Raw genomic sequence first — 22,716 nt, 5'->3', positions numbered from 1 at the left:
ACCGTCTGCTCGCCGGATGTGAGTAGTCTCGGCGTATGCGTACTGCGTATCAAGAGCAGATGGCGGACTTGAACGCCGTCCTGGGCCAGATGTCCCAACTGGCGGGCGTGGCCATGGAACGGTCGACCCAGGCCCTGCTCCAGGCCGATCTCGCCGTCGCCGAGTCGGTCATCACCGACCACGAGGAGATCGTCCGACTGTCGGCGGCCGCCGAGGAGCGCGCTTTCGCGCTCCTCGCACTGCAGGCCCCCGTCGCCGGCGACCTGCGTGCCATCGTCAGCGGTTTCCAGATCGTCGCCGACGTCGACCGGATGGGTGCGCTCGCCCTGCACGTCGCGAAGGTCGCACGCCGCCGGCATCCGAACAAGGCGCTGCCCGAAGAGGTGAACGGCTACTTCGCGGAGATGGGTCGGCTCGCCGTCCAGATGGCGTTGAACGCCCGTGAGGTGCTCAACAACCAGGACCCGACGGCGGCTCTGCGTCTTCAGGGCGACGACGACGCCATGGACGACCTGCACCGGCATCTGTTCACCGTGCTGATGGACCGTGAGTGGAAGCACGGTGTGGCCGCTGCGGTCGACGTGACACTCCTCGGCCGCTACTACGAGCGTTTCTCCGATCACGCCGTGCTGATCGGCCGCCGTGTGGTCTTCCAGGCGACCGGCAAGACGCCGGAGCAGTTCGCCGACGCCTGAGACCGACCACGATCCCCGTCGCGCCGGTTAATCCCGTCGACTGGGCGGTTCCAGACGTCGAGTGGGCGCTTACCGACGTCGACTGGGCGCTACCCGACGTCGACTGGGCGCTTACCCGACGTCGACTGGGCGCTTACCGACGTCGACTGGGCGCTTACCGACGTCGAGTGGTCGGCTCGGCGCACTCGATCTCGTCAACCGCCCACTGAACGTCTGGAACCGCCCAACCGACGTCTGGAAGCGCCCACTCGACGGGTCTGGTGGTTTGTGCGGGTCGGACGGGTGACATGACACACGAAGGCCCCCACGGATCGTGGGGGCCGTCGTCGTACCGGACTCGGTGGTCTCGGGGCGATCAGCCGAAGCGGCCGGAGATGTAGTCCTCCGTGGCCTTCTGGCCCGGGTTGGAGAACATCGTCTCGGTGTCGTTGATCTCGATGAGCTGGCCGGGCTGGCCGACGCCCGCGAGGTTGAAGAACGCCGTCTTGTCACTCACCCGTGCAGCCTGCTGCATGTTGTGGGTGACGATGACGATCGTGTAGTCCTTCTTGAGCTCGGTGATCAGGTCCTCGATGGCGAGGGTCGAGATCGGGTCGAGCGCCGAACACGGCTCGTCCATCAGCAGCACCTCGGGCGACACGGCGATCGCTCGCGCGATGCACAGACGCTGCTGCTGACCGCCGGACAGACCGCCACCGGGCTTGCCGAGACGGTCCTTCACCTCTTCCCAGAGGTTCGCGCCGCGCAGGCTGCGCTCGGCGACCTCGTCGAGTTCCTTTTTGTTCCGCACACCCTGCAGCCTCAGGCCGGCCACGACGTTGTCGCGGATCGACATGGTGGGGAACGGGTTCGGGCGCTGGAACACCATCCCGATGGTCGAGCGCACACCCACCGGGTCGATGCCGCGGCCATAGATGTCCTCACCGTCGAGGAGCACCTTGCCCTCGACGCGCGCACCCGGGGTGACCTCGTGCATGCGGTTGAGGGTGCGCAGCACCGTCGACTTGCCGCACCCCGACGGACCGATGAACGCGGTGATGCTGCGCGGCGCCACCTCGAGCGACACGTCCTTCACCGCGTGGAAGGCGCTGTAGTAGATGTTCAGGTCTTTGACGTCGAGGCGCTTGGCCATGAGATCGGGCTTCCTTCTACTTCGTCTTGGGCGCCAGGGCCTTGGCGAGGATCGCCGCCACGACGTTGAGAACGGCGATGATGATGATGAGGGTGAGCGCCGCACCCCAGTAGTAGAACGACGACGCCTCCTGCGCCGACGACCACATGTCCTTGATGAACAGGGGCAGCGAGTTCATCCCCCCGTTCAGAGGATCGGCCTGCACCTGCGAACTGGCGGGCCCGGCGAGGATCAGCACCGGCGCGGTCTCGCCCATGATGCGGGCGATGGCGAGGAAGATCCCGGAGAGCATCCCCGACAGCGCGGTCGGGAGCACGATGCGCAGGATGGTCTTCCACTTCGGGATGCCCAGTGCGAACGACGCCTCCCGCAGCTCGTCCGGGACGAGCTTCAGCATCTCCTCGGTGGAACGCACGACGATCGGGATCATCAGGAGGATGAGCGCGAGGCTGACCGCGAAACCGCTCTGCCCCATGGACAACCCGATGACGAAGACCGCGAAGATGAACATCGTCGCGACGATCGAGGGAACCCCGGCCAGGATGTCGACCATGAAGGTGACGGGGCGGACGAGCTTCGAGTTCGGGTACTCCACCAGCATGATCGCCGTCATCACCGCGATCGGCACCGAGATGACCGTCGCGATGGCGGCCTGGATCAGCGAGCCGACGATGGCCTGCGAGATGCCCGCACCGTAGTTGGTGTTGGTGTCGATCCCGTACGCGTCGCCCAGCCACCAGTTGGGGTCGGTGAGGGCACCGGCACCCTTGCTGATGACGGTGTAGAGCAACCACACCAACGGGATCAGAGCGATGACGAAGCTGAGCCCGAACAGCCCGCGCGCGAGTTGCGCACGGACCCGACGGGAGACAGACGGCGCACGGAAGGTCGTGGGTGACGACTTGACGGGGCCACCGTGGCCGGCGGTCTCCAGTGTGGCGGTCATCCGTTGACCTTCCCACCCGCGATGGCGCGGGCAATGGCGTTGACGATGAAGGTCAGTACGAACAGGACCAGACCGGCGGCGATGTAGGCACCGGCCGAGTCGACGCTGCCGACGAACTCGCCGACGTCGCGCGCGATCTTCGAGGCGAAGGTGTCACCGCCCTCGAACAGCGACCACTTCAGCGATCCGGTCGCAGAACTCAGGATGATCATGACGGCGATGGTCTCGCCGAGGGCACGTCCCAACGCGAGCATCGACGCGGCGATCATGCCGCTGCGCGCGTACGGGAACGAGGTCGTCCGGATGACCTCCCACTTGGTGGCGCCCAGAGCGAGGGCCGCCTCCTTCTGCCCCACCGGGGTCTGCCGCAGCACCTCGCGGGTGATGGAGGTGATGATCGGCAGGATCATGATGGCGAGGACGATCCCGGCGGTGAAAAGCGTTCCGCCGCCGGAGATCGACACCTTCCCGGTCTGGAAGAGGAACAGCCATCCGAACGTGGAGTTCAGCCACTCGGCGAACGGCGCGATGAACGGCGCCAGGACGTAGATGCCCCACAGGCCGAAGATGATCGACGGCACGGCCGCCAACAGGTCGATCAGCGCGCCCAGTCCTCGCGCCACCGATCGCGGGGCATATTCCACCAGGAAGGTGGCGATGCCGATCGCGACCGGTGTCGCGAGGACGAGAGCGAACACCGAGGACAGGAACGTCGCCCGGAACAGCTCGAGGACACCGAATCGTGCTGTGCCGTTGGCGAAGTCCTGTCCGCCGGCTTGCCAGTCCGAGGAGAGGAGGAAGTTGGCGTTGTCCTTGCTGATCGACGGGATCGCCTGGATCAGCAGATCGATGCCGATCGCGACGACGACGATCAGGACGAACAGACCCACGCCCTTGGACAACCACTCGAAGATCCGATCTCCCGCGATCGTCGCCTGGTGGGCGAGACCACTCGATCGGACATCACCTTGTGGGGTCGGGCCGTTCGAGTCGTCGGGTGTTCGTGATTCTCGGGGAGCGGGTGAGTGGTCCGAATCGGGGTTGTCCGATCCGGATCGACTCACGCCTGTCGTGTCATCCACAGACATGCTTCTCTATCCTCTTGGAATGGCGTAGCAAGCTCGGAGGGTACTACTGGATCGCCTTGATGGAGTCCTGGAGCTTCGTACGGAACGAGTCGGGCAGCGGGATGTATCCGGCGTTCTGCAGCTCCGAGCCCTGGTTCTGCGGGGCGGAGGCGACCGAGAGGAACGTCTTCACCCCGTTGGCGACCGCGGTGTCGCTGTACTTCGAGCAGACGAGCTCGTAGGTCGCCAACACGATCGGGTAGGCGCCCTGCTCGGCCGGCTTGTAGAACGAGGACGTGTCGATCACCATGTCGTGGCTCTCCGCGCCGTTCTTGAGCTTCGCGGAGTCGATGGTCTTCCCCCCGGTCTCGGCCGTCAGAGCGACACCCTCGGGATCCTTGTCGGTGATGATCTTCGCGGTGTCGAGGTTGTTGGTCTTCGCGTAGGCCCACTCGACGTAGGCGATCGCACCGTTGGTCGGCTTCACGGCCGAACCGACACCGGGGTTGCCCTGCTTGCCCTCACCGACGCCACCGTTGAACGTCTTGCCGGCACCCTTCGTCCAGCCGCCCGCGGCCACGAGGTACTTCTGGAAGTTGTCCGTGGTGCCGGACTGATCGGCGCGGTAGAGAACGCTGATCGCGAGGTCCGGCAACGTCTTACCGGAGTTCTCCTTCGCGATCTCGGGGTCGTTCCACTTCGTGATCTGCCCGGAGAAGATCTTGGCCAGGGTCGGGCCCGAGAGAGCGATGTCGTTGACGCCCTGGACGTTGTACGCGACCGCGATCGGTCCGAAGACCAGGGGCAGGTTCCACGCCGGGGAGCCGCAGCGCTGCTGCGCGGCCTGGTACTCGGTGTCCTTCAGCGGCGAGTCCGAACCACCGAAATCGGTGAGGCCCTCGGTGAAGTCGGACACACCCTTGCCGGAGCCGCCTCCGCCGTACTTCAGTTCGAAGCCGGGGCAGGACTTGGCCAGGGACGACGAGAAGATCGTCATCGCGTTGGCCTGAGCGGTGGACCCGGTGGCGTTCAACGACTTCTTGCCGTCGCACTGCACGCTCTGCACTGCTGACGCCGCAGCAGCGGAGTCGCTGTTCTTGTCGGCGTTGCTGCTGCAGGCGGCGAAGATGAGGGTGGATGCGGCGGCCATGGACATGGCCGCGACACCGACACGACTCGATTTCACGTATTTCCTCCACTACGGATCTGCGAGGGCACCGGACCGATCCCCCCGGGGACGGTCTGACCGTAGGGTTCGTCGGTGGACAGCCCGGACACCGAAGGTGAACGAGAGATGAACACGGGCCGTGTCGGCAGACTTTCGAGCAGGTGTTTGCTACGCCTAAATACTTCTGCCGTACGCGACGTCGATCGAGTGGCGGGTGAACCCGAGCCGGTCGTATGTGTGCAGTGCCGCGGTGTTGTCGCCCTCGACGTACAACTCGACGACGGTCAGCCCCCTGCGCTCGAGGTGGGCGATGCCGGCGAGCGTCAGGAGACGCCCGAGACCCCGGCCCTGGGTCCCGGTGTCGACCCCGACGATGTAGACCTCGCCGATCTCCGGTTCGTCGTCGGTCGCGGGATGCACCTTCGTCCAGTGGAATCCGAGCAGTCGGTCCGGATCGGCACGGTCGAACACGAGGAACAGGCCCTCGGGGTCGAACCAGTCCGACGAGGTGCGCGCGGTGATCTCGTCCAGCGACCAGCCGCCCTGTTCGGGGTGCCAGTCGAACGCGGCGTTGTTGACACGCAGGATCTCCGCGTCATCCCGGGTACCAGCGTAGGTGCGCAGGAGGAGGTCGTCGGGGACCTCGATGCCCGGCAGCGGCAGGTCGGCATCGTTCAGTGGTCGGCGCATCGACAGCAGCTCGCGTAGCGGGGTCAGGCCGAGGCTTCGTGCCACCGCCCTCGCAGGCGCGAGGTCACCGTGAGCCCACACCCTCGCCGCATCCGGTGCAGTGGCGAATGCTCTGCGCAGCAACGTCTTCCCGTGTCCCGCACCCCGGTGGACGGGGTCGACGACGGCCTCGACCATCGCGGGCTCGTCGTCACGACCGGGGGTGATGTTGGCGTAGCCGACCAGCGTACCGTCCTCACCGCGGACCAGCACGTGGATGACGCGGTCGGTGTCGATCGCGGCGACCGCCTGCTCGGACAGACCGGCGACACCGTCGGCGCGTTCCGCCCGATCGGCCAGGGCGTGAACGGCTCGGGCGGTCTCGGTGTCGAGAGACGACGACACTGTCTCCCCCGCGTCAGCCACCGTTGCTCATCGACCGCAGTTCGTCGTCGAGATCCTCTGCCGGCCCGTCGAAGTCGTCGTCGAAGTCCTCGGCCGGCCCCTCCGAGTTCTCGCGACCGCGGGAGGGACGGACGGCTTTGTACCCCACGTTGCGCACGGTGCCGATCAGCGATTCGTGCTCGGCCCCGAGTTTCGCGCGCAGTCGCCGGACGTGGACGTCGACGGTGCGGGTGCCGCCGAAGAAGTCGTACCCCCACACCTCTTGCAGCAGTTGCGCTCTGGTGAAGACCCGGCCGGCGTTCTGGGCCAGGTACTTGAGGAGTTCGAACTCCTTGTAGGTCAGGTCGAGTGGGCGCCCGCGCAGACGTGCGGTGTAGGTGCCCTCGTCGATCACCAACTCGCCCAGCGACACCTTGCCGGCCGCCTCCTCGCTGTCGCCGCCACGGTTGCGCACCACCAGCAGACGCAGACGCGCGTCGAGTTCGGCCGGCCCGATGGTCGGCAGGAGGAAGTCGTCGAGACCCCACTCGGCGTTCACCGCGACGAGACCACCCTCGGTGAGCACGGCGACGACGGGAACCGAGGCGCCCGTGCTGCCGAGCAACCGACAGAGCCCGCGGGCGGCGGCGAGGTCGGTGCGAGCGTCGACGATGGCCACGTCGGCGTTGCCCGTCTCCATCAACGACGACACCTCGGTGGGCGCGACGCGGACGGTGTGCGCCAGCAGCGCGAGTGACGGGACCACCGATTCGGGCGCAGGGTCTGCCGTCAGCAACAAGAGATCCATGGGGAACTCCGATCTCCGGCGGCGGTCTCTCACTTGTGTACGCTGCAGCGACGACGGTGCAGGCTGGGAGAAGAATACCGCCTCCCCGTCTGTGACCTCGTATCGGCGGGCGGGTGAGGAGAGTTCTGTGGTCGGCAGCTCGCGCAGCCGCCCCCGCCTCCGCCGCGTTCTCTGGGCCGTCATCGTCGTCGTGGTCGTCGCCGTTCTCGGTGCTCTCGGCACCGACACCGCCATCGCGATCAACGCCGAGCGCAGCCTTGCGCGAGCGTTCGTGCACCCGACGGACGGCAATCGCGGCCTGCCGTTCGAACCCGAGGTGACCATCTCCGGTTTCCCCGCGTACCGGTCGGTCGCCGACGGTCGCTACTCGTCCATCGGCATCACAGCGCGTGCGGTTCCCGTGTACGCCGCGGGCACCTGCACGATGAAGGACCCCTGCCACGCCGACCTCCGCACACGGCTCAGCGACGTCCGCGTCGCCATGGCCTCCATCTCCCACCCGTTCCCGTATGGAGCCGCCACCATGCGGGTCGGATCTGCGACCGCGTCGACGACGCTGGACTCCGTCGCGATGGGCCGCCTACTGCGCATCGACGACCTGACCGTCAACACCCCAGCGCCGGAGGGAGAGGCCGGCGGGGGCGGACCCCAGGACGGTCTGCTCAGTCGTACTTCGGGTGTCCTGCTCACTGGCAGCGTCTCCCCGGGTCCCGGTCGGCCCAAGGAGAAGGTCAGCGTCACCGTCGACCTCTCCGTGGTCGACGGTGCGCTCCGACTGTCCGCTACCGGGTTCTACGACGGCCCTGAGGAGCACTCCGACACGACCGTGGCAGTCGCAGACCGCCGCGCGGTGCTCGAACAGTTCTCTGCCACCATCCCCGACCTCCCCATGGCGTGGGGAGCAACGGCGACGTCGGCCCGGAGCAGTGGCAGCGACATCATGGTCGAGGGCACCCCGCACAGTCAGACCTGGGACCCCGGGTTCTTTCTGACGGCGCAGAATCAGGAGGTGTACATGATGTACACGTGCCACTCCGATGGTGGGTTCCACCGACCGCCATGCTGAGCCGCCGGGCCGGTCAGCAGGTGACCTTTGTTACTGTCGGCGCCATGCAGTCGCGTCGTGAGTACCTGCTCACCCGCCGCCGGGCGATCGATTTCTGTCGATTCGCCACCTGCTGCTGTCGCTGACATCGGTCCGCGACGCGCAGCCGTCTCGTGACCGTCCGTGCCGACGGTCTGATCTGACCACCGTCCGCCGTGTCGGTTCACGCCCGTTCCCGCGCAGTGCGTCGCGGTCGACGCCTCGACACGTTCGACTCCTCGCATCACCGAACCGTTCCCGAAAGGACCACCATGGCTCGCTCCGACGTCCTGGTCAGCGCAGACTGGGCTGAGCAGAACCTGACCACCGACTCCGTCGTCTTCGTCGAGGTCGACGAGGACACCAGCGCCTACGACGGCGGCCACATCCAGGGCGCCGTCAAGCTCGACTGGAAGACCGACCTGCAGGATCAGGTCCGTCGTGACTTCGTCAACGCCGAGCAGTTCGGGGACCTGCTGTCCTCGCGCGGCATCTCCAACGACGACACCGTCGTCCTCTACGGCGGCAACAACAACTGGTTCGCCGCCTACGCCTACTGGTACTTCAAGCTCTACGGCCACCAGGACGTGAAGCTGCTCGACGGCGGGCGCAAGAAGTGGGAGCTCGACGGCCGCCCGCTGTCGACCGACACCGTCTCGCGGCCGGCCGCGAGCTACAAGGCGTCGGATCCGGACCTCTCGATCCGCGCGTTCCGCGACGAGGTCGTCGATGCCATCGGCAGCAAGAACCTCGTCGACGTCCGCAGCCCGGACGAGTTCTCCGGCAAGATCCTGGCTCCGGCCCACCTCCCGCAGGAGCAGAGTCAGCGTCCCGGCCACATCCCCACCGCGATCAACGTGCCGTGGAGCAAGGCAGCCAACGAGGACGGCACCTTCAAGAGCGACGAGGAGCTGGCCGAGCTGTACAAGGAGGCGGGCCTCGACGGGGAGAAGGACACGATCGCCTACTGCCGTATCGGTGAGCGGTCGAGCCACACGTGGTTCGTGCTCAAGGAGATCCTGGGCCACGAGAACGTGAAGAACTACGACGGCAGCTGGACCGAGTACGGCTCGCTCGTCGGTGTCCCCGTCGAACTGGGAGCGTGATCGACATGTGTGCTGCACCCAAGCAGGGACAGAAGCTGCCCGCCGGCGTCGACGTCGAGAAGGAGACGGTCCTGACGGGCCAGGTCCTCGACGCTGACGGCCAGCCCGTCGGTGGTGCGTTCGTGCGCCTGCTCGACGGCACCGGCGAGTTCACCGCCGAGGTCGTCGCGAGCGGGACCGGCGACTTCCGGTTCTTCGCCGCACCGGGCACGTGGACGCTGCGCGCGCTGTCGCCGCGCGGCACCGGCGACGTCACCGTCCACCCGGACGGCACCGGCGTCTACGACCAGGACGTCACGGTCGCGAAGGCCGGCTGAGGCGTTCCGTCCTCCGATCGCCCCTGCCCGCCCACCGCGGACAGGGGCGATCGGCGTTCGGGGGGTCTGTCGTCGTAGACTCGTGGACGTGGTCATCTTCTTCGAGATCCTCCTGGTCATCGCCACGGTCGCCATCGTCTGGTTCGGGCTGTACACGCTCTACCGCCTGATCACCGACGAGTCCTGACGCCGATCCGGTGAGCGACAGCTCCGCCGACGACCGCCCGGTGCCCGACAGCACCGACGACGCGATCGCCGATGCCGCGCGCCGCGCGGAGACCACAGCCGCGCGCAACATCCCCGCTCTGAGCGGACTCGACGCACCCGACGACACCGCGAACCTGCGTCTCGGGCCCGACCTCAGCCCCACGCTCCTCGGCCTGCTGCCGCTCGTCGGTGTGTGGCGCGGTCTGGGCGAGGGCAACGATCCCGAGACCGGCGACTACCCCTTCGGTCAGCAGATCACCGTCAGCCACGACGGCGGCCCCTACCTGATGTGGGAGTCACGCTCCTGGCGCATCGACGACGACGCCCACTACATCGGACCCGACCTGCGGGAGACCGGGTACTGGCGGATCTCCGGCCCCGACTCCGACGAGAGCATCGAGTTCCTCGCCGCGCACGCCGAGGGCTGGATCGAGCTGTTCTACGGGAAGCCCCTCACCCAGACGTCCTGGGAACTCGTCACCGACGTCGTCATCACGTCCGCGTCGGGATCGGCAGGTGGCCGGAAGGTCGGTGGGGCCAAACGCCTCTACGGACTCGTCGACGACGGCGACCTCGCCTACGTCGAGGAACGTGTCGATGCCGACGGTGACCTCGTGCCCCGCCTGTCGGCGAAACTGTCCCGTCACGTCGGTTGATCCGGCGCATCCGCCGGAGGTCTGATGCACTCCACCCCCGCGTGGTGAGAAGCTGTGCAGATGATGATCGCGACCGCCAGCACGCCCGGGGAGCGGGAGACCCTGATCGAGATCTACGGCGACCAGCGCCGGAGCCTGCTGGTGACCGTGGACGGCATCTCCGAGGAGCAGGCCCGCACGCCTGGACCGGTCGGCGATCTGACCCTCGGCGGCCTGATCAAACACCTCACCCTGTTCGAGGAGTACTGGATCGCGACGATCCACGCCGCTGACCCGGAGTCCGAGTTCGACGTCGACCTCGCGGAGCGCTACCGCCTGGCCGCGGACGAGTCGTTCGCCGACTGGCGCGACAGGTACACGAGGCAGTCGCAGCTCACCGACGACTTCATCGCGACCGTGCCCGACCTCGACGCCGTCATCCCCATCCCGATCGCGCCGTGGGCACCGGTCCGCCAGCACCACACGGTGCGTCGCATCCTCCTGCACATGTTCCGGGAGACCGCGCACCACTCGGGTCATGCCGACCTGATCCGCGAGTCCTTCGACGGGCAGAGCACCACGAAGGCCCTGGCCGCGGATGCGATCAGGAGCTACGAGCGCGGCTGACGCCCACTCGACGCCCACGACAGAACCCCCGCACCAGCTGACCGGTGCGGGGGTTCGTCGTGGAATGGGACGACCCCCGCACCGCCACTTGCGTGGCCGGACCCACCTGGACGGGTGGGGGTGCGGGGGTCGGGTGACCACCGTGGATTCGCTCGGGTGACGGCGCCGCTGCCGAGAGGCGGGCGACTACCGCACCGGGTGAACCCCGGGCGTTGGCGCCACCTAGCTGATGGTCACCTCACGTGTCCATAAGTCATGCAACTTCAGACCACCTCCTTCCTCGTGTACTCCCGAAGTTACGCGCGGATGGTGGAGTCGGCAACGGCTTTTCGCCGATGGCGAACCGGGGTGGACGGGCATTGCCCGACCCGGGCGTCCCGCGGGACGCCCAGCGTGCCGAGATCGACGACCTCCGTAGCAGCGCATGACCGGGGGAGCCGATGGGTGACCACCACGACGGCCCGCTCCGGTTCGACGAGGCCGCTTCGCGGGTCGAGCAACGCCGCGGTCAGCGCGTCGGCCTCGTCGGGGTCGACGTTCTCGCACGGCTCGTCGAGCAGCAGGACCGGAACGGGGCAGACGAGCGCGCGGGCGAGCAGCAGTCGACGTCGTTGACCGGTGCTCATCGAGTCCGCTCCCGACGCCAGCTCGTGGTCGAGACCTCCGTCGAGACCTGCCACCCAGTCGCCGAGTCCGACGCGGTCGAGCGCGTCGTGCAGGAGATCGTCGTCGGCGTCGCCGCGGGCGACGAGGAGGTTCTCACGGATCGTCGTCGCGAACATGTGGGCGTCCGAGGCGAACCACCGGATCGCCTGCGCCGGATCGACATCCCCGTCCGCGTCGGTCACGGAGATCGATCCCTCGACCGGCTCGACGAGCCCGGCGACGGTGGACAACAGGGTCGTCTTCCCCGACCCCGACGGACCGACGATCGCCACCCGGGACCCCGGCCCGATGGTCAGCCCACCCGGGACCGGGCCCACGGGCAGCCGGTCGGGATGGCCCCAGCGGACCGTGTCGTCCACCACCACGGTGGGCGTGGGGCGGGCCTGCGGGCGTACATCGACGACGGCATCGGGCTCACCGGCGGCATCGACGACCGCCAGGATCCGTGCGGCCGCGGAACGGCTGCGGTGCAGTTGTCGCGCCGCGTCGACGAGTGGGGCGGCCGTCTCGAACATGCTCAGCGGCAGGAGGATCAGGACCCCGACGGTGGTGGCGTCTGCCGTCTGCGACAGTCCGATCCCCACGAGACAGGCGAGAAGCACCGACGCACCCGACACCGCCGGGAGAACACCGGCGGCCCAGGAGCGTACGCGCGTCCCCGCGTCGGCGGCGCGACGCGCACGGTCCTCGGCCGCGGCGGCACGCGCCGCGATCTCGTCACGACGCCCGGTGATCTCGAGCTCCGGGGCGTGCCACAGCAGTGTCATCGTCAGTGCCGCGGCCTCGTCCCGCGCCCGGGCGGCGTCCCGTTCGGCACGGGCGGCTCCGCGTACCGCGCAGACCGGCGCGACGACCGCGGCGACGACCCATGCCACCGTCATCGCGACTCCGGCCCAGGGGGAGATCACCGCCAGCACAGCGATCGACACCACAGCCGTCACCACGGCGGCGCCGATCGGCACGACGGCGCGCACGAGGGACTCACCCATGTCGTCGACGTCGCGACCTGTGCGCGCGACCACGTCGGACGGTGTGATCCGGGCCGCGAGAGCGCCCGAGCCCGCAGCGATGGACGCGTAGATCCGCGACCGCGAGGTCGCCATCGTGCGCAGCGCGAGATCGTGGGTGGAGAGCCGCTCGAGGTACCGGAACAGTGCACGCGAGATACCCAGGGCGCGAACGCTGGTCACGGCTATCGCCACCGACAGCACCGGCGGCATCTGCCAGGCCCGGGTGATCAGCCACGCGGAGAAGCCGGCGAGCGCGAGTGCGCTCAGCGCCGCGAGGGCGCCGAGTGCGAGCGACCGCACCACCGGCCGGGCCGGCAGGCCGACGAGTCGGGCGGCGCGCAGCAACGGGTCGTCACGCATCGACGCTCACCCGCTCCCCTGCCTCGTCGCGGCTGCATGTCACCGCGATCACCTGGTCGGCCGCCGCGATCACAGCGGGTCGGTGACTGACCACAACGACAGTCGACCCCGCGGCGGCGCGTTCGCGGAGTGCCCTCACGACCGCGGCTTCCGCCTCCCCGTCGAGATGCGCCGTCGGCTCGTCGAGCAGCAGCAGATCAGCGGTGCCGGCGAGCGCCCGCGTCAGGGCGAGCCGTTGCCGCTGCCCGCTCGAGAGTCCGACACCGCCGGCACCGATCCACGTCGCGGGGCCGTCGGGTAGTTCGGTGAGCACCTCGTCGAAGCCGACCGCCGACGCCGCACGGGCGATCGCCGCAGGGTCGAGGGGGCCTGTCGCGGCGAGGTTTTCGGTGACGGTGCCGGGGATCAGCAGGGGCGGCTGGGCGGTCAACGCGATGCGACCGACAAGGTCGTCCCGGGGGATCTCGGCGGCCGGCGTCCCGGAGATCGTCACTCGTCCGGCGTCGGGACGGACGAGGCCGGCGATCGTCTGCAGCAGCGTGGTCTTGCCGACGCCGTTCACCCCGACCAGGACGGTCATGGCACCCGGAGGGAGTGTCCCGTGGGCGTCGGACGGCGCCCACCCGTCGCGGTCACGGACACCCACGCCGTCGAGCACGACGTGCAGTGGCTCGGTGCGCGGGAGATGTGTCGCGCGCTCCGCGTCGTGCTCGGGTCCGTCGTCGATGAGGTCGAGGACGTCGGCGGCGGCGGTCCGGCCCGCCTCCGACTCGTGGAAGCGCGCTCCGGCCGCACGCAGCGGCAGGTAGATCTCCGGCGCGAGGATCAGCGCGAGAACGCCGTCGTACAGCGACATCTCGCCGTAGATCAGCCGCAGTCCGATCCCGACGGCGACCAACGCGACGCACAGCGTCGCGAGCAGTTCGAGCACGGCACCCGAGAGGAACGCGATCCGCAAGGCGCTCATCGTCGTCCTCCGGGACCGCTCCCCGAGTTCGGCGACACGCCGCGCGGGCGCCTGGGCGCGATGCAACGCCCGCAGGGTCGGAGCCCCGGCCATGAGGTCGAGAGTCGCGGCGCCCTGGCGGTTCATCGCGTCGAGCCGTGCGCGGGTCCGATCGCGGGTGAGCACACCGATCAACACCATGAACACGGGGATCAGCGGCAGCGTGATCACGACGATGAGCGCGGACAGCGGATCCGCGAGCGCCATCACCGCGAGCACGGCCGGGGTCACCGTCACCGTCAGCGCGAGTGTGGGCACGAACGAGGTGAGGTACGGCTCGAGCGCGTCGAGGCCCCGGGTGAGCGAGGTCAGCGCATCCGAGCGCCGGCGGTGCAGGTCGCGCGGCGGGGTACGCCGCGGATCGGTCAGCGACGCGATCGCCCGGCGACGGAGATCAGCGGTCACCCGTCCCGCGGCACGGGAGGCGATGCGATCGTGGACGACTGCCGTGGCGGCGCGAGTCGCGATCGCCGCGACGAGCACACACAGGTGCACCAGCTGCGCGTCCAGCGAGCGGGCGGACGGATCGGTCACGAGGTCGGAGAGGATGCTCGCGACCATCACGGCGGTCACCACGACCGTCGCCGCGGAGATCATCCCGCACACTGCTGTGGCCACCACCGTGCGGACGGCCGCGGGCGAGACCCGCAACAGCCTCGGATCGATGGGCGCGCGTGAGGTGGTCACCGTGCACTCGCATCACGGCGTAGCGGGATGCCGACCGACTCCGGGATCTGCTGCAGCGAGATGCGTTGCCGGAAGACCCAGTACGTCCACGCCTGGTATCCGATGACCACGGGCAGCACCACCAGCGACGCCCACGAGATGATCCGCAGGGTGTACGCGCTCGAGGCCGCGTCGGCGATCGTGAGCGAATAGGCCGGGTCCAGCGTCGACGGGATGACCGCGGACCACAGCGAGCCGAACACCAGGACCGTGACCGCGACGATCGCGGCTGCGGTGGTGGCGAAGGCGACCACCTCGCGACGCATGCTCGGCATCCCGTGACCACCGGCGACCGCGATGGCCGTCGCGGCGAGTGCCGCCACGCCCAGTACGGCGGCACCTGCGGTGAGGGCACTCCCGTGCTCGGCCTGCGTCCATCCCGCGAACGCCGCGACCACCACTGCGGCGGGCGGGGCCAGGCGGCGCGCGGCACGGGTGGCGGCCGTCCGCATGGTCCCGTCCGTCTTGAGACCCAGGAACACCGCTCCGTGGACGGCGAACAGGGCGACCGTCGTCACGCCTCCGAGCAGGGCGTAGGGGCTGAGCAGGTCACCGATGCCCCCGACGAACCGCCCGTCGCCGTCGATCGGGAGTCCGCGGACGAGGTTCGCGAACGCCAGACCCCACACGAACGCAGGGATCCACGATCCGGCACCGATCCCGAGGTCGCACCACCGACGCCACCGGGGGTCGTCGAACTTGCCGCGCCACTCGATCGCCACCACCCGCAGGATGAGACCGACGAGCACGAGCAGCATCGGCACGTAGAGAGCGCTGAGCATCCCGGCGTACCAGGCGGGGAAGGCCGCGAACATAGCACCGACGGCGGTGATGACCCACACCTCGTTGCCGTCCCAGACGGGTCCGATCGTGTTGAGCACGACCCGCCGTCGGATGTCGGCCTCGGCGGCCGTCTCCCCCCGGCGCCGACCGAGGAACGGCATGAGCATGCCGACACCGAAGTCGAACCCCTCCAGCAGGAAGTAGCCGCCGAACAGCACGGCGATGGCCAGGAACCAGATCTCGGGCAGTGTCATGACCGGTCTCCTAGTAGGCGAACGAGAGTTGTTCTGCAGGTGCCGTTCCCGCGTCGTCGTCGTGCATCCCGGGCTCGTCGGAGCTCGTGGGCGACGTCGTCGCGGACGGTCCTGTCTCGGCGTGTCGCTTGATGAGGACGAACCATGCGATCGCCAGCACGCCGTAGATCAGCGTGAAGACGGTCAGCGACGTGGCGACGGTCGCGACGGAGGTCGCGGACACACCCTGCTGGACGGTGAGGTGGATGCTCGGGTCCCCGGTGGGATTGGGGGCGACCATCCACGGTTGTCTGCCCATCTCGGTGAAGACCCACCCGGAACTGTTGGCCAGGAACGGCGTCGGGATGACGATGATCGCGAGGCGGCCCAACCAGCGGGCGGTCGGGACGCGGCCGCCACGGGTGAACCACAACCCGGCGAGCGCGAGCAGCGCCGAGCCGGCGGCCCACCCGATCATCGCGCGGAACGCCCAGTAGGTGACGAACAGGTTGGGTCGGTAGTCGCCCGGTCCGACGGTCTGGGCGTAGTGCTGTTGCATCTCGGCGACACCCGGGAGCGTCGCGTCGAACGTGTTGGTCGCGAGGAACGATGTGAGATACGGGATCTGGATGAGATGGGTGACCGACTCACAGTTGTTGTGCGTTCCGATGGTCAGCACGGAGAACGAGGCGCTCTTCTCGGTGTGACAGAGCGATTCCGCGGACGCCATCTTCATGGGCTGCTGCTCGAACATGAGCTTGCCCTGCATGTCGCCCGTGACGGCCAGCGCCACACCCGAGGCGACGATGATCCACAGCGCCATCCGGGCGATCGGCCGGTGCAGTGTGCGCGCGTCGTGGCGCAGGTGTGCGGCCTCGGCGGGCGACGCCGCGAGATCGGCCTTGCGACGCGCTCGGATCATCCACCACAGGCAGATCCCGGCGACGAACGTGCCTGCGGTGAGGAAGGATCCGGCCACCGCGTGCGGGAACGCCGCGAGGGTGGTGCTGTTCGTCATGACGGCCCAGAAATCGGTGAGCTCGGGCCGACCTGTCTCCGGGTTGAAGCGTGCGCCGACGGGATGCTGCATCCACGAGTTGGCGGCGATGATGAAGTAGGCCGAGGCGTTCACGGCGATCGCGACCAGCCAGATGCACGCGAGGTGCACCTTCTTCGGCAGTCGACCCCAACCGAAGATCCAGAGGCCGAGGAAGGTCGACTCCAGGAAGAACGCGACGAGCCCCTCGAGGGCCAGCGGCGCACCGAACACATCACCGACGAAGCGGCTGTAGGCACTCCAGTTCATGCCGAACTGGAATTCCTGGACGATGCCGGTGGCGACACCGAGCGCGAAGTTGACGAGGAACAGCTTCCCGAAGAACTTCGTCGCGCGGTACCACTGCTCGTTGCCGGTGACGGTCCACACCGTCTGCATCACCGCGATCATCGGCGCCAGACCGATCGTCAGCGGGACGAGGATGAAGTGGTAGACCGTCGTGATCCCGAATTGCCAACGAGAGATGTCGAGTGCGTTCATGCCCGGCCCCATCTCTCCGTCACGGCCTGCGACAGCGGTGATCGTGACGCTGCGCGCTGCGCGCCCTGGCGAGCATCGCCTCCGGTGACACGTCGAACACAGGGACTTTGGGCCCTGACGTCACTGCCACTCGTCCCCGCGCAGATCCGGGGAGGTCCCATCGGGAGATGTCGAGAGTTCATCTAGCCGACCTCGTTGTCGACACGGCTCACGGACGGATCCGCGAGAGCTACTACCTGACGTAGTACTACCGCTGAACGTAGCCCGGCATTCGCGACGTGACCAGGGGATCGCGCTGTTCGCTACGACACAGAGACGCAGGTCACGGGCACCGCGGCCCGGTCCGAGGTGCGACGACGGAGGTCACGCGGCTGCGCGGGCGGCCTCGACGAGCGCTGCGATCATCCGATCGTTCTCCGGCGCGGGCGCGGCGGGGAACGGTGCGCGCCGTCGGGTGTAGCCGTAGGCCAGCCTGGTGCGGGGATCGGCGAACGCCTGCTGGCCACCGGCGCCGCTGTGGCCGAACGCTCCCTGGGCGAGGCACGGATAGACCTCGGAGGTGGCGTGGAAGCCGGGCGTGAACTGCCAGTGGCGCCTCTGGACGAGGTCGTGCCCGATGGAGTGGATGCGGCCGAACTCCGAGGCCGTGTCCGCCGAGAGGAGCGGTTCCCCGCCGTCGACCCCGGACACCGCCGCCGCGTACATCCTCGCCAACCCCCGCGCCGACGCCACCGCGCCGAGAGAGGCCGGACCCCGACGGCGGATCACCGGGATGTTGGGCATCTCCCAGACGGGCCGGTTCTCGGGGTGGGTGCGGTTGAACGCGATACCCGTGATGCTGTCGTCCGGTACCGCAGCGAGCGCCAGGGCTTCCCTGCGCTCGGGTGTCATCGATGGCGACTGGCTGGTCAGGAACCGCGGCTCCTGGCTCTCGGGCAGCCCGAAGAAGACGTCGACCCCGCTGGGTTCGCCGATCATGGCCGCGAACAACGCAGCCACCGATTCGCCGGTCGTCCGACGCATGATCTCTCCGGTCAGCGCGGCGGCGACCAACGCGTGATAGCCGAACGCGGACCCGGGCTGCCACAGCGGCCGCTGCGCGGCGAGACGTTCGGCCACCAACTCGTCGTCGGCGATCTCGTCCATCGAGAACCCCTCGTCGGCACCGACGACCCCCGATCGATGGGCGAGGAGGTCACGTACCGACAAACGCCCCTTCCCGTGCGCGGCGAACTCGGGCCAGTAGTGGACCACCGGTCGATCGAGGTCGATGACGCCGTCCTGGACGAGGCGCGCGAACACGAGGTGCGCAGCTCCTTTGCCCGCCGAGTAGGCACCGAACAGGGAGTCACCGGTGACATCGGGACCGGTCCACAGGTCGACCACCGGTCGACCGTCGTGCCAGGCGGCGAGTTGCGCCGACAGCGGCGACTCCTCCCCCACTGCCGCGCGCTCGAATTCCGCACGCACGCGCTCGAATCCATCGGCCACTGTCCCGTTCACGAGATCGTTCCCCATGGTTCCTCCCTCGGTCTGCCGGCCCGTCGACACCAGGGTAGCCGGTTAGTGACCAATGGTCACTAACGATGCCGGACCACCCTTTCGCGGGGCTCGTACTGTGTCCCCATGTCAGGTCGATCAGCCACAGGGGGAGCTGGTGGCCGACCGGCCAAGATCGATCGCGAGCAGATCGTGGCGGCCGCACTGGCGTCGGACGATCTCGACGAGCTGACGATGCGTGAGCTCGCCGGCCGTCTCGAGGTGTCCCACAGTGCCCTCTACCGCTGGGTGCGCAATCGCGACGAGGTGCTCGATCTCGTGAGTCCCGTTCTGGTCGATCGCGCACTCGGCGACGCGGGCGCGCGCGGGGCCGACGGGCGGGAGTGGTTGACGACCTTGGCATCGGCGCTCCGGCAACACTTCCTCGCCGCCCCCGGTTTCGTCACGCACCTCGCCCGCCCGCACCGACACCACGCGGACGCCTACGGGGGCCTGCGGGCTGAGATCGTCTCGGCGTTCGGCGATCTCGGTGCCGACGACGCGATGGCCGAACAGAGCTACCTCGTCTACATCACCAGTCTGATCGCGTGGGTCGCGGCCGAGGAGCACCCGACGGACCACGGCGGCCTGACGCCACGATTCGACCTCTTCGTCGCCGCGTTGCTGCGAGGACTCCCCACTCGCGAGTAGCCCCACGACGGGATCGATCACCTGCGTCTCGACGCGATGGTTGACCTTGACCCTGCGTCAGCCCCCCATCCTGATCCGCGTCCGTCCTCGACGCATCAGGAGTGCCCCATGACGATCATCGACACCGCACCGGCGATCCGGATCGAGGGGGTGTGGAAATCCTTCGGCGACGTGAGCGTGCTGCGCGGGGCCGACCTCACCGTTCCCCGCGGGCGCGTCGTCGCGCTGCTCGGCGCGAACGGCGCCGGCAAGACGACCCTCATCCGGATCGTGACGACCCTTCTCACCGCCGACCGCGGCACCGTCTCCGTCGACGGCCTCGACGTCGCGACCGAGGCACCACGGGTACGCGAGATCATCAGCCTCACCGGCCAGTTCGCCGCGGTCGACCCGATCCTGACGGGCCGCGAGAACCTCGTGCTCGTCGCCCGCCTGCGACATGTGCGCGGCCCCCGGCGCGTCGCCGACGACCTCCTCACCCGGTTCTCCCTGCAGGACGCGGCCGATCGCCGCGTGGCGACGTACTCCGGCGGGATGCGTCGACGACTCGACATCGCGATGGGGCTCATCGGCGACCCGGCCGTCGTCGTCCTCGACGAACCCACGACCGGCCTCGACCCCCAGGCACGAGCCGAGGTGTGGGAGACCGTCTCGTCGCTCGCGGCCGGGGGTGTCACCGTGCTGCTCACCACCCAGTACCTCGAGGAGGCCGAACGTCTCGCCGACCGGATCTCGATCCTCCACGAGGGCCGCGTCCTCGTCGACGGGACCCTGGACGAACTCAAGCGACTCCTGCCGCCGGCAACGGTCGAGTACGTCGAGAAGCAACCCACACTCGAGGAGATCTTCCTCGCCCTCACCACCGCCCAGGAGATCCGATGACCGTGCACGCCCTCACCGACACGATGACCCTCACCGGGCGCTCACTGCGCCACATCGCTCGCAGTCCCGACACGATCATCACGACGGTGCTGATGCCGATCGCGTTCCTGCTTCTGTTCGTCTACGTGCTCGGCGGCGCGATACGCACCGGTCAGGGGACCGGCTCGGCCGCCTACGTGACGTACCTGCTCCCTGGGATCCTTCTCATCACGGTCGCGTCGGGCGTCGCCTACACGGCCTATCGGCTGTTCACCGACAAGCAGGGCGGGATCGTCGAGCGCTGCCGGTCGATGCCGATCGCCCGGTCGGCACTGCTCTGGGCGCATGTACTCACCTCGCTCGTGGCGACGGGTGTCTCCCTGCTGGTGGTCATCGGCGTCGCGCTGCTGATGGGCTTCCGTTCGTCGGCCGGACCGCTCGCGTGGCTCGCGGCGATCGGCGTCCTGGCCCTGGTCACGCTGGCGCTGACCTGGTTGGCCGTCATCCCGGGCCTGACCGCCTCGACGATCGACGGCGCGAGCGCGTTCTCCTATCCGCTGATCTTCCTGCCCTTCATCAGTTCCGCCTTCGTACCGACCGCGTCGATGCCCGCGCCGGTGCGGTGGTTCGCCGACAATCAACCGGTGACCTCCGTCGTCGACACCCTGCGATCGCTGTTCGCCGGCGAACCGGTGGGGTCCGGCGTGTGGTGGGCGATCGCCTGGTGCGTGGGGATCCTCGCGGTGGCCTGCATCGGGGCGACCGTGGTGCACCGGCGGGTGGCGCCATGAACGGCCGCCTCACCATCGGGCAACTCGCGGGCCACGCGGGCACGACCATCCGAGCGGTTCGGCACTATCACCGCATCGGGCTGTTGCCCGAACCCGACCGCGACGCGTCGGGCTATCGCAGTTATGACGCCACCGCGGTGGTGCGCCTCATCCGCATCCGGGTACTCGCCTCGGCAGGTGTCCCGCTCTCCCGAGTGCAGGAACTCCTCGACGCCGGACCCGAGGAGTTCGCGGCCGAGGTCGACGAACTCGACCACCGCCTCGCGGAGGAGATCGATCGCCTGTCACAGACCCGCGAACGCCTCGCCGCGCTCGCCCATGGCGAGCACCTCGCGTTGCCGGACAGTGCAATCCGCTGGTTGGACACGCTGCGGGAGATCGGGCAGAGCGAGGACTACATCGCACTGGAACGGGACGCTTGGATCCTGGTCGCAGCGCAGGCGCCCGACCGCATCGACGAGATCATCGCGACCAAGTTCGCGAGCCTCGAGGACCCCGACGTGGTGGCGCTGTACCGGCTGCTCGGCAGTGCGACCGCATGGACCGCCGACGATCCACGGATGGTCGAGGTCGCCGATCTCGTCGAGCGGTCGACGCAACGCTTCCTCGACAGCGGCGACAACTACGACGACACCATCGACGACGCCACGGTGGCCCTGCTCGACGCGGTCACCGCGTCCACCGCGATCGGTGCGCGTCTCATCGAGATCCTCCACGAACGCGGGTGGCAGGGGTGGACGCGATTGCACCGCGACGAATCCCGCCCGACGAGGTGATCAGTCGGCGGCGACGGCCTTGTCGACCAGGGCGGCGAACTCCGCCTCGCGAGCAGGCACGGGCATCTCGTATCCGTTGAGCTCACGCACCCGTGTCGCGAGGGTGACGCTGGAGATCAGCCACACACCGTCGGCGACGATCAGATCGGCCACACGCAGTGAGCGGTACTCGGTCTTCAGACCCTCGTCCTCGGCCACCGCGAACAGCGCCTGCTGCGTGGTGCCCGGCAGCACCCCGTTCTCCACGGGCGGCGTCGACAGCGTCTCGCCGTGCAGTGCGATCACCGTCGAGCGCGGGCTCTCCAGCACCTCACCCTCGCTGGAGACGAAGATGACGTCGTCCACGCCCTGGGCGGCCGCGTGCCGCTGGGCGGCCATGTTGGTGGCGTAGCTCAGGGTCTTCGCCCCGAGCAGCTGCCACGGCGCACGGGCCGCGAGGTCGACGGAGTAACCGCGCTCGAGCGTGATGACAGACGTGCCCTCGGTGCGCACCGTCTCCACACGGGCCGGCACCGGACCGACGGTGAGGTACGCCGTCGCCTCGTTCGACTCGCGGGTGATGCCGGTCTCGGCGCGTTCCCGCGGCGCGGCCTGCCCCACGGGCGCACTCTCACGTCCCCGGGAGTAGACGATGCGCATCAGACCCTCGGTCTCACGACCGTTCTTCTCGGCCCAGGTGCGCTGTCCGGTGCCGATCGCCGTGCGCCACCGGTCGACGTCCGGCGCGGGCAGGTCGAGTGCCTCGGCGCTGCTCGCCAGACGGCTCAGATGGCGGGAGACGTTGCGCGCGCGCCCTTCCCGGACCAACAGGGTCTCGAAGACACCGTCACCGCGGACCGCGGCGAGGTCGTCGGCATGCAGATACGGGACGTCGGGGTCCAGGACGGCACCGTCGTGGGTCACCAGGATCGACTGCGGCATGGCGATCAGCG

General features: G+C 68.6%; 22 protein-coding genes. 10 read left to right on the top strand and 12 right to left on the bottom strand.

Going from position 1 to position 22,716, the window contains the following annotated elements; genetic code table 11:
* Positions 1-35: 35 nt before the first annotated feature.
* Positions 36-695, top strand: coding sequence for a phosphate signaling complex protein PhoU (gene phoU / locus ACXVUM_RS12025; protein ID WP_458522017.1), 660 nt, complete (start codon positions 36-38; stop codon positions 693-695).
* Between the two features lie 355 nt (positions 696-1,050).
* Here the strand turns inward: phoU and pstB are convergent, their stop codons facing one another.
* The 6 genes from pstB to ACXVUM_RS11995 all read right to left on the bottom strand — a co-directional run bounded on the left by pstB (position 1,051) and on the right by ACXVUM_RS11995 (position 6,869).
* Complete coding sequence (gene pstB / locus ACXVUM_RS12020; RefSeq protein WP_458522016.1) at positions 1,051-1,827, bottom strand: phosphate ABC transporter ATP-binding protein PstB; 777 nt, start codon at positions 1,825-1,827, stop codon at positions 1,051-1,053.
* Positions 1,828-1,843: 16 nt separating this feature from the next.
* Complete coding sequence (pstA, locus tag ACXVUM_RS12015; RefSeq protein WP_458522015.1) at positions 1,844-2,773, bottom strand: phosphate ABC transporter permease PstA; 930 nt, start codon at positions 2,771-2,773, stop codon at positions 1,844-1,846.
* Positions 2,770-3,861 carry a phosphate ABC transporter permease subunit PstC gene (gene pstC / locus ACXVUM_RS12010; protein WP_458522014.1) on the bottom strand — a complete coding sequence of 364 codons (1,092 nt, stop codon included), beginning with the start codon at positions 3,859-3,861 and terminating at the stop codon, positions 2,770-2,772. Before pstC ends, pstA begins: the two co-directional genes overlap by 4 nt.
* A gap of 43 nt (positions 3,862-3,904) precedes the next feature.
* Positions 3,905-5,026, bottom strand: coding sequence for a phosphate ABC transporter substrate-binding protein PstS (pstS, locus tag ACXVUM_RS12005; RefSeq protein ID WP_458522013.1), 1,122 nt, complete (start codon positions 5,024-5,026; stop codon positions 3,905-3,907).
* A gap of 156 nt (positions 5,027-5,182) precedes the next feature.
* Positions 5,183-6,103, bottom strand: coding sequence for a mycothiol synthase (mshD, locus tag ACXVUM_RS12000; RefSeq protein WP_458522012.1), 921 nt, complete (start codon positions 6,101-6,103; stop codon positions 5,183-5,185).
* The gene (locus ACXVUM_RS11995; protein WP_458522011.1) at positions 6,096-6,869 is read right to left on the bottom strand and encodes a winged helix-turn-helix transcriptional regulator; all 774 of its coding nucleotides are present in this window, start codon (positions 6,867-6,869) and stop codon (positions 6,096-6,098) included. The genes mshD and ACXVUM_RS11995 overlap by 8 nt, the downstream gene beginning before the upstream one ends.
* A 127-nt stretch (positions 6,870-6,996) precedes the next feature.
* On the opposite strand from ACXVUM_RS11995, the gene ACXVUM_RS11990 reads away from it, so the two are divergent.
* The 5 genes from ACXVUM_RS11990 to ACXVUM_RS11970 all read left to right on the top strand — a co-directional run bounded on the left by ACXVUM_RS11990 (position 6,997) and on the right by ACXVUM_RS11970 (position 10,845).
* Entirely contained in the window at positions 6,997-7,935 is a 939-nt protein-coding gene (locus ACXVUM_RS11990) for an LmeA family phospholipid-binding protein (protein ID WP_458522010.1), read from the top strand.
* A gap of 290 nt (positions 7,936-8,225) precedes the next feature.
* Positions 8,226-9,059, top strand: a complete 834-nt coding sequence (locus ACXVUM_RS11985) for a sulfurtransferase (RefSeq protein WP_458522009.1) — start codon at positions 8,226-8,228, stop codon at positions 9,057-9,059.
* 5 nt (positions 9,060-9,064) lie between these two features.
* A complete protein-coding gene (locus tag ACXVUM_RS11980) occupies positions 9,065-9,376 on the top strand; it encodes a DUF1416 domain-containing protein (protein ID WP_458522008.1) in 312 nt (103 codons plus the stop codon).
* 197 nt (positions 9,377-9,573) lie between these two features.
* Complete coding sequence (locus ACXVUM_RS11975; RefSeq protein WP_458522007.1) at positions 9,574-10,239, top strand: FABP family protein; 666 nt, start codon at positions 9,574-9,576, stop codon at positions 10,237-10,239.
* Positions 10,240-10,299: 60 nt separating this feature from the next.
* Positions 10,300-10,845: a DinB family protein gene (locus ACXVUM_RS11970; protein ID WP_458522006.1), complete on the top strand. Its 546-nt coding sequence runs from the start codon at positions 10,300-10,302 to the stop codon at positions 10,843-10,845.
* A gap of 296 nt (positions 10,846-11,141) precedes the next feature.
* Here the strand turns inward: ACXVUM_RS11970 and cydC are convergent, their stop codons facing one another.
* The 5 genes from cydC to ACXVUM_RS11945 form a co-directional block, all read right to left on the bottom strand.
* Complete coding sequence (gene cydC / locus ACXVUM_RS11965) at positions 11,142-12,881, bottom strand: thiol reductant ABC exporter subunit CydC (RefSeq protein WP_458522005.1); 1,740 nt, start codon at positions 12,879-12,881, stop codon at positions 11,142-11,144.
* Positions 12,874-14,574 (bottom strand): thiol reductant ABC exporter subunit CydD, encoded by a 1,701-nt coding sequence (gene cydD / locus ACXVUM_RS11960; protein WP_458522004.1) that lies wholly within the window; start codon positions 14,572-14,574, stop codon positions 12,874-12,876. The genes cydC and cydD overlap by 8 nt, the downstream gene beginning before the upstream one ends.
* A complete protein-coding gene (gene cydB, locus ACXVUM_RS11955; RefSeq protein WP_458522003.1) occupies positions 14,571-15,650 on the bottom strand; it encodes a cytochrome d ubiquinol oxidase subunit II in 1,080 nt (359 codons plus the stop codon). Before cydB ends, cydD begins: the two co-directional genes overlap by 4 nt.
* Positions 15,651-15,660: 10 nt before the next feature.
* Positions 15,661-17,166 carry a cytochrome ubiquinol oxidase subunit I gene (locus ACXVUM_RS11950; RefSeq protein ID WP_458522002.1) on the bottom strand — a complete coding sequence of 502 codons (1,506 nt, stop codon included), beginning with the start codon at positions 17,164-17,166 and terminating at the stop codon, positions 15,661-15,663.
* 363 nt (positions 17,167-17,529) lie between these two features.
* A complete protein-coding gene (locus ACXVUM_RS11945) occupies positions 17,530-18,684 on the bottom strand; it encodes a serine hydrolase domain-containing protein (RefSeq protein WP_458522001.1) in 1,155 nt (384 codons plus the stop codon).
* 108 nt (positions 18,685-18,792) lie between these two features.
* Here ACXVUM_RS11945 and ACXVUM_RS11940 point away from each other — a divergent pair, with 108 nt between their 5' ends.
* From ACXVUM_RS11940 to ACXVUM_RS11925, 4 genes are all read left to right on the top strand, one after another.
* Positions 18,793-19,356 (top strand): TetR/AcrR family transcriptional regulator, encoded by a 564-nt coding sequence (locus ACXVUM_RS11940; RefSeq protein ID WP_458522000.1) that lies wholly within the window; start codon positions 18,793-18,795, stop codon positions 19,354-19,356.
* Between the two features lie 108 nt (positions 19,357-19,464).
* A complete protein-coding gene (locus ACXVUM_RS11935) occupies positions 19,465-20,238 on the top strand; it encodes an ABC transporter ATP-binding protein (RefSeq protein WP_458521999.1) in 774 nt (257 codons plus the stop codon).
* Positions 20,235-21,008 carry an ABC transporter permease gene (locus ACXVUM_RS11930; RefSeq protein WP_458521998.1) on the top strand — a complete coding sequence of 258 codons (774 nt, stop codon included), beginning with the start codon at positions 20,235-20,237 and terminating at the stop codon, positions 21,006-21,008. The genes ACXVUM_RS11935 and ACXVUM_RS11930 overlap by 4 nt, the downstream gene beginning before the upstream one ends.
* Positions 21,005-21,784, top strand: coding sequence for a MerR family transcriptional regulator (locus ACXVUM_RS11925; RefSeq protein WP_458521997.1), 780 nt, complete (start codon positions 21,005-21,007; stop codon positions 21,782-21,784). The genes ACXVUM_RS11930 and ACXVUM_RS11925 overlap by 4 nt, the downstream gene beginning before the upstream one ends.
* Here ACXVUM_RS11925 and ACXVUM_RS11920 read toward each other — a convergent pair whose 3' ends face one another.
* Entirely contained in the window at positions 21,785-22,705 is a 921-nt protein-coding gene (locus tag ACXVUM_RS11920) for an aminodeoxychorismate lyase (protein WP_458521996.1), read from the bottom strand. It abuts the gene before it with no gap.
* Between the last annotated feature and the right edge of the window lie 11 nt (positions 22,706-22,716).

Source organism: Williamsia sp. SKLECPSW1, from assembly GCF_054332755.1.
The sequence above is the reverse complement of the archived record's forward strand: the minus strand, read 5'-3'. Positions and strand labels throughout refer to the sequence as shown.

Bases quoted from the DNA above. Each gene is read 5' to 3' on its own strand.
- ACXVUM_RS11935 (WP_458521999.1), top strand. From the start codon at position 19,465: ATGACGATCATCGACACCGCACCGGCGATCCGGATCGAGGGGGTGTGG.
- pstA (WP_458522015.1), bottom strand. From the start codon at position 2,773: ATGACCGCCACACTGGAGACCGCCGGCCACGGTGGCCCCGTCAAGTCG.
- ACXVUM_RS11970 (WP_458522006.1), top strand. From the start codon at position 10,300: ATGATGATCGCGACCGCCAGCACGCCCGGGGAGCGGGAGACCCTGATC.
- ACXVUM_RS11995 (WP_458522011.1), bottom strand. From the start codon at position 6,869: ATGGATCTCTTGTTGCTGACGGCAGACCCTGCGCCCGAATCGGTGGTC.
- pstC (WP_458522014.1), bottom strand. From the start codon at position 3,861: ATGTCTGTGGATGACACGACAGGCGTGAGTCGATCCGGATCGGACAAC.
- ACXVUM_RS11980 (WP_458522008.1), top strand. From the start codon at position 9,065: ATGTGTGCTGCACCCAAGCAGGGACAGAAGCTGCCCGCCGGCGTCGAC.
- ACXVUM_RS11925 (WP_458521997.1), top strand. From the start codon at position 21,005: ATGAACGGCCGCCTCACCATCGGGCAACTCGCGGGCCACGCGGGCACG.
- ACXVUM_RS11945 (WP_458522001.1), bottom strand. From the start codon at position 18,684: ATGGGGAACGATCTCGTGAACGGGACAGTGGCCGATGGATTCGAGCGC.
- ACXVUM_RS11985 (WP_458522009.1), top strand. From the start codon at position 8,226: ATGGCTCGCTCCGACGTCCTGGTCAGCGCAGACTGGGCTGAGCAGAAC.
- ACXVUM_RS11920 (WP_458521996.1), bottom strand. From the start codon at position 22,705: ATGCCGCAGTCGATCCTGGTGACCCACGACGGTGCCGTCCTGGACCCC.
- cydB (WP_458522003.1), bottom strand. From the start codon at position 15,650: ATGACACTGCCCGAGATCTGGTTCCTGGCCATCGCCGTGCTGTTCGGC.
- ACXVUM_RS11950 (WP_458522002.1), bottom strand. From the start codon at position 17,166: ATGAACGCACTCGACATCTCTCGTTGGCAATTCGGGATCACGACGGTC.
- cydC (WP_458522005.1), bottom strand. From the start codon at position 12,881: ATGCGTGACGACCCGTTGCTGCGCGCCGCCCGACTCGTCGGCCTGCCG.
- pstB (WP_458522016.1), bottom strand. From the start codon at position 1,827: ATGGCCAAGCGCCTCGACGTCAAAGACCTGAACATCTACTACAGCGCC.
- ACXVUM_RS11930 (WP_458521998.1), top strand. From the start codon at position 20,235: ATGACCGTGCACGCCCTCACCGACACGATGACCCTCACCGGGCGCTCA.
- ACXVUM_RS11940 (WP_458522000.1), top strand. From the start codon at position 18,793: ATGTCAGGTCGATCAGCCACAGGGGGAGCTGGTGGCCGACCGGCCAAG.
- phoU (WP_458522017.1), top strand. From the start codon at position 36: ATGCGTACTGCGTATCAAGAGCAGATGGCGGACTTGAACGCCGTCCTG.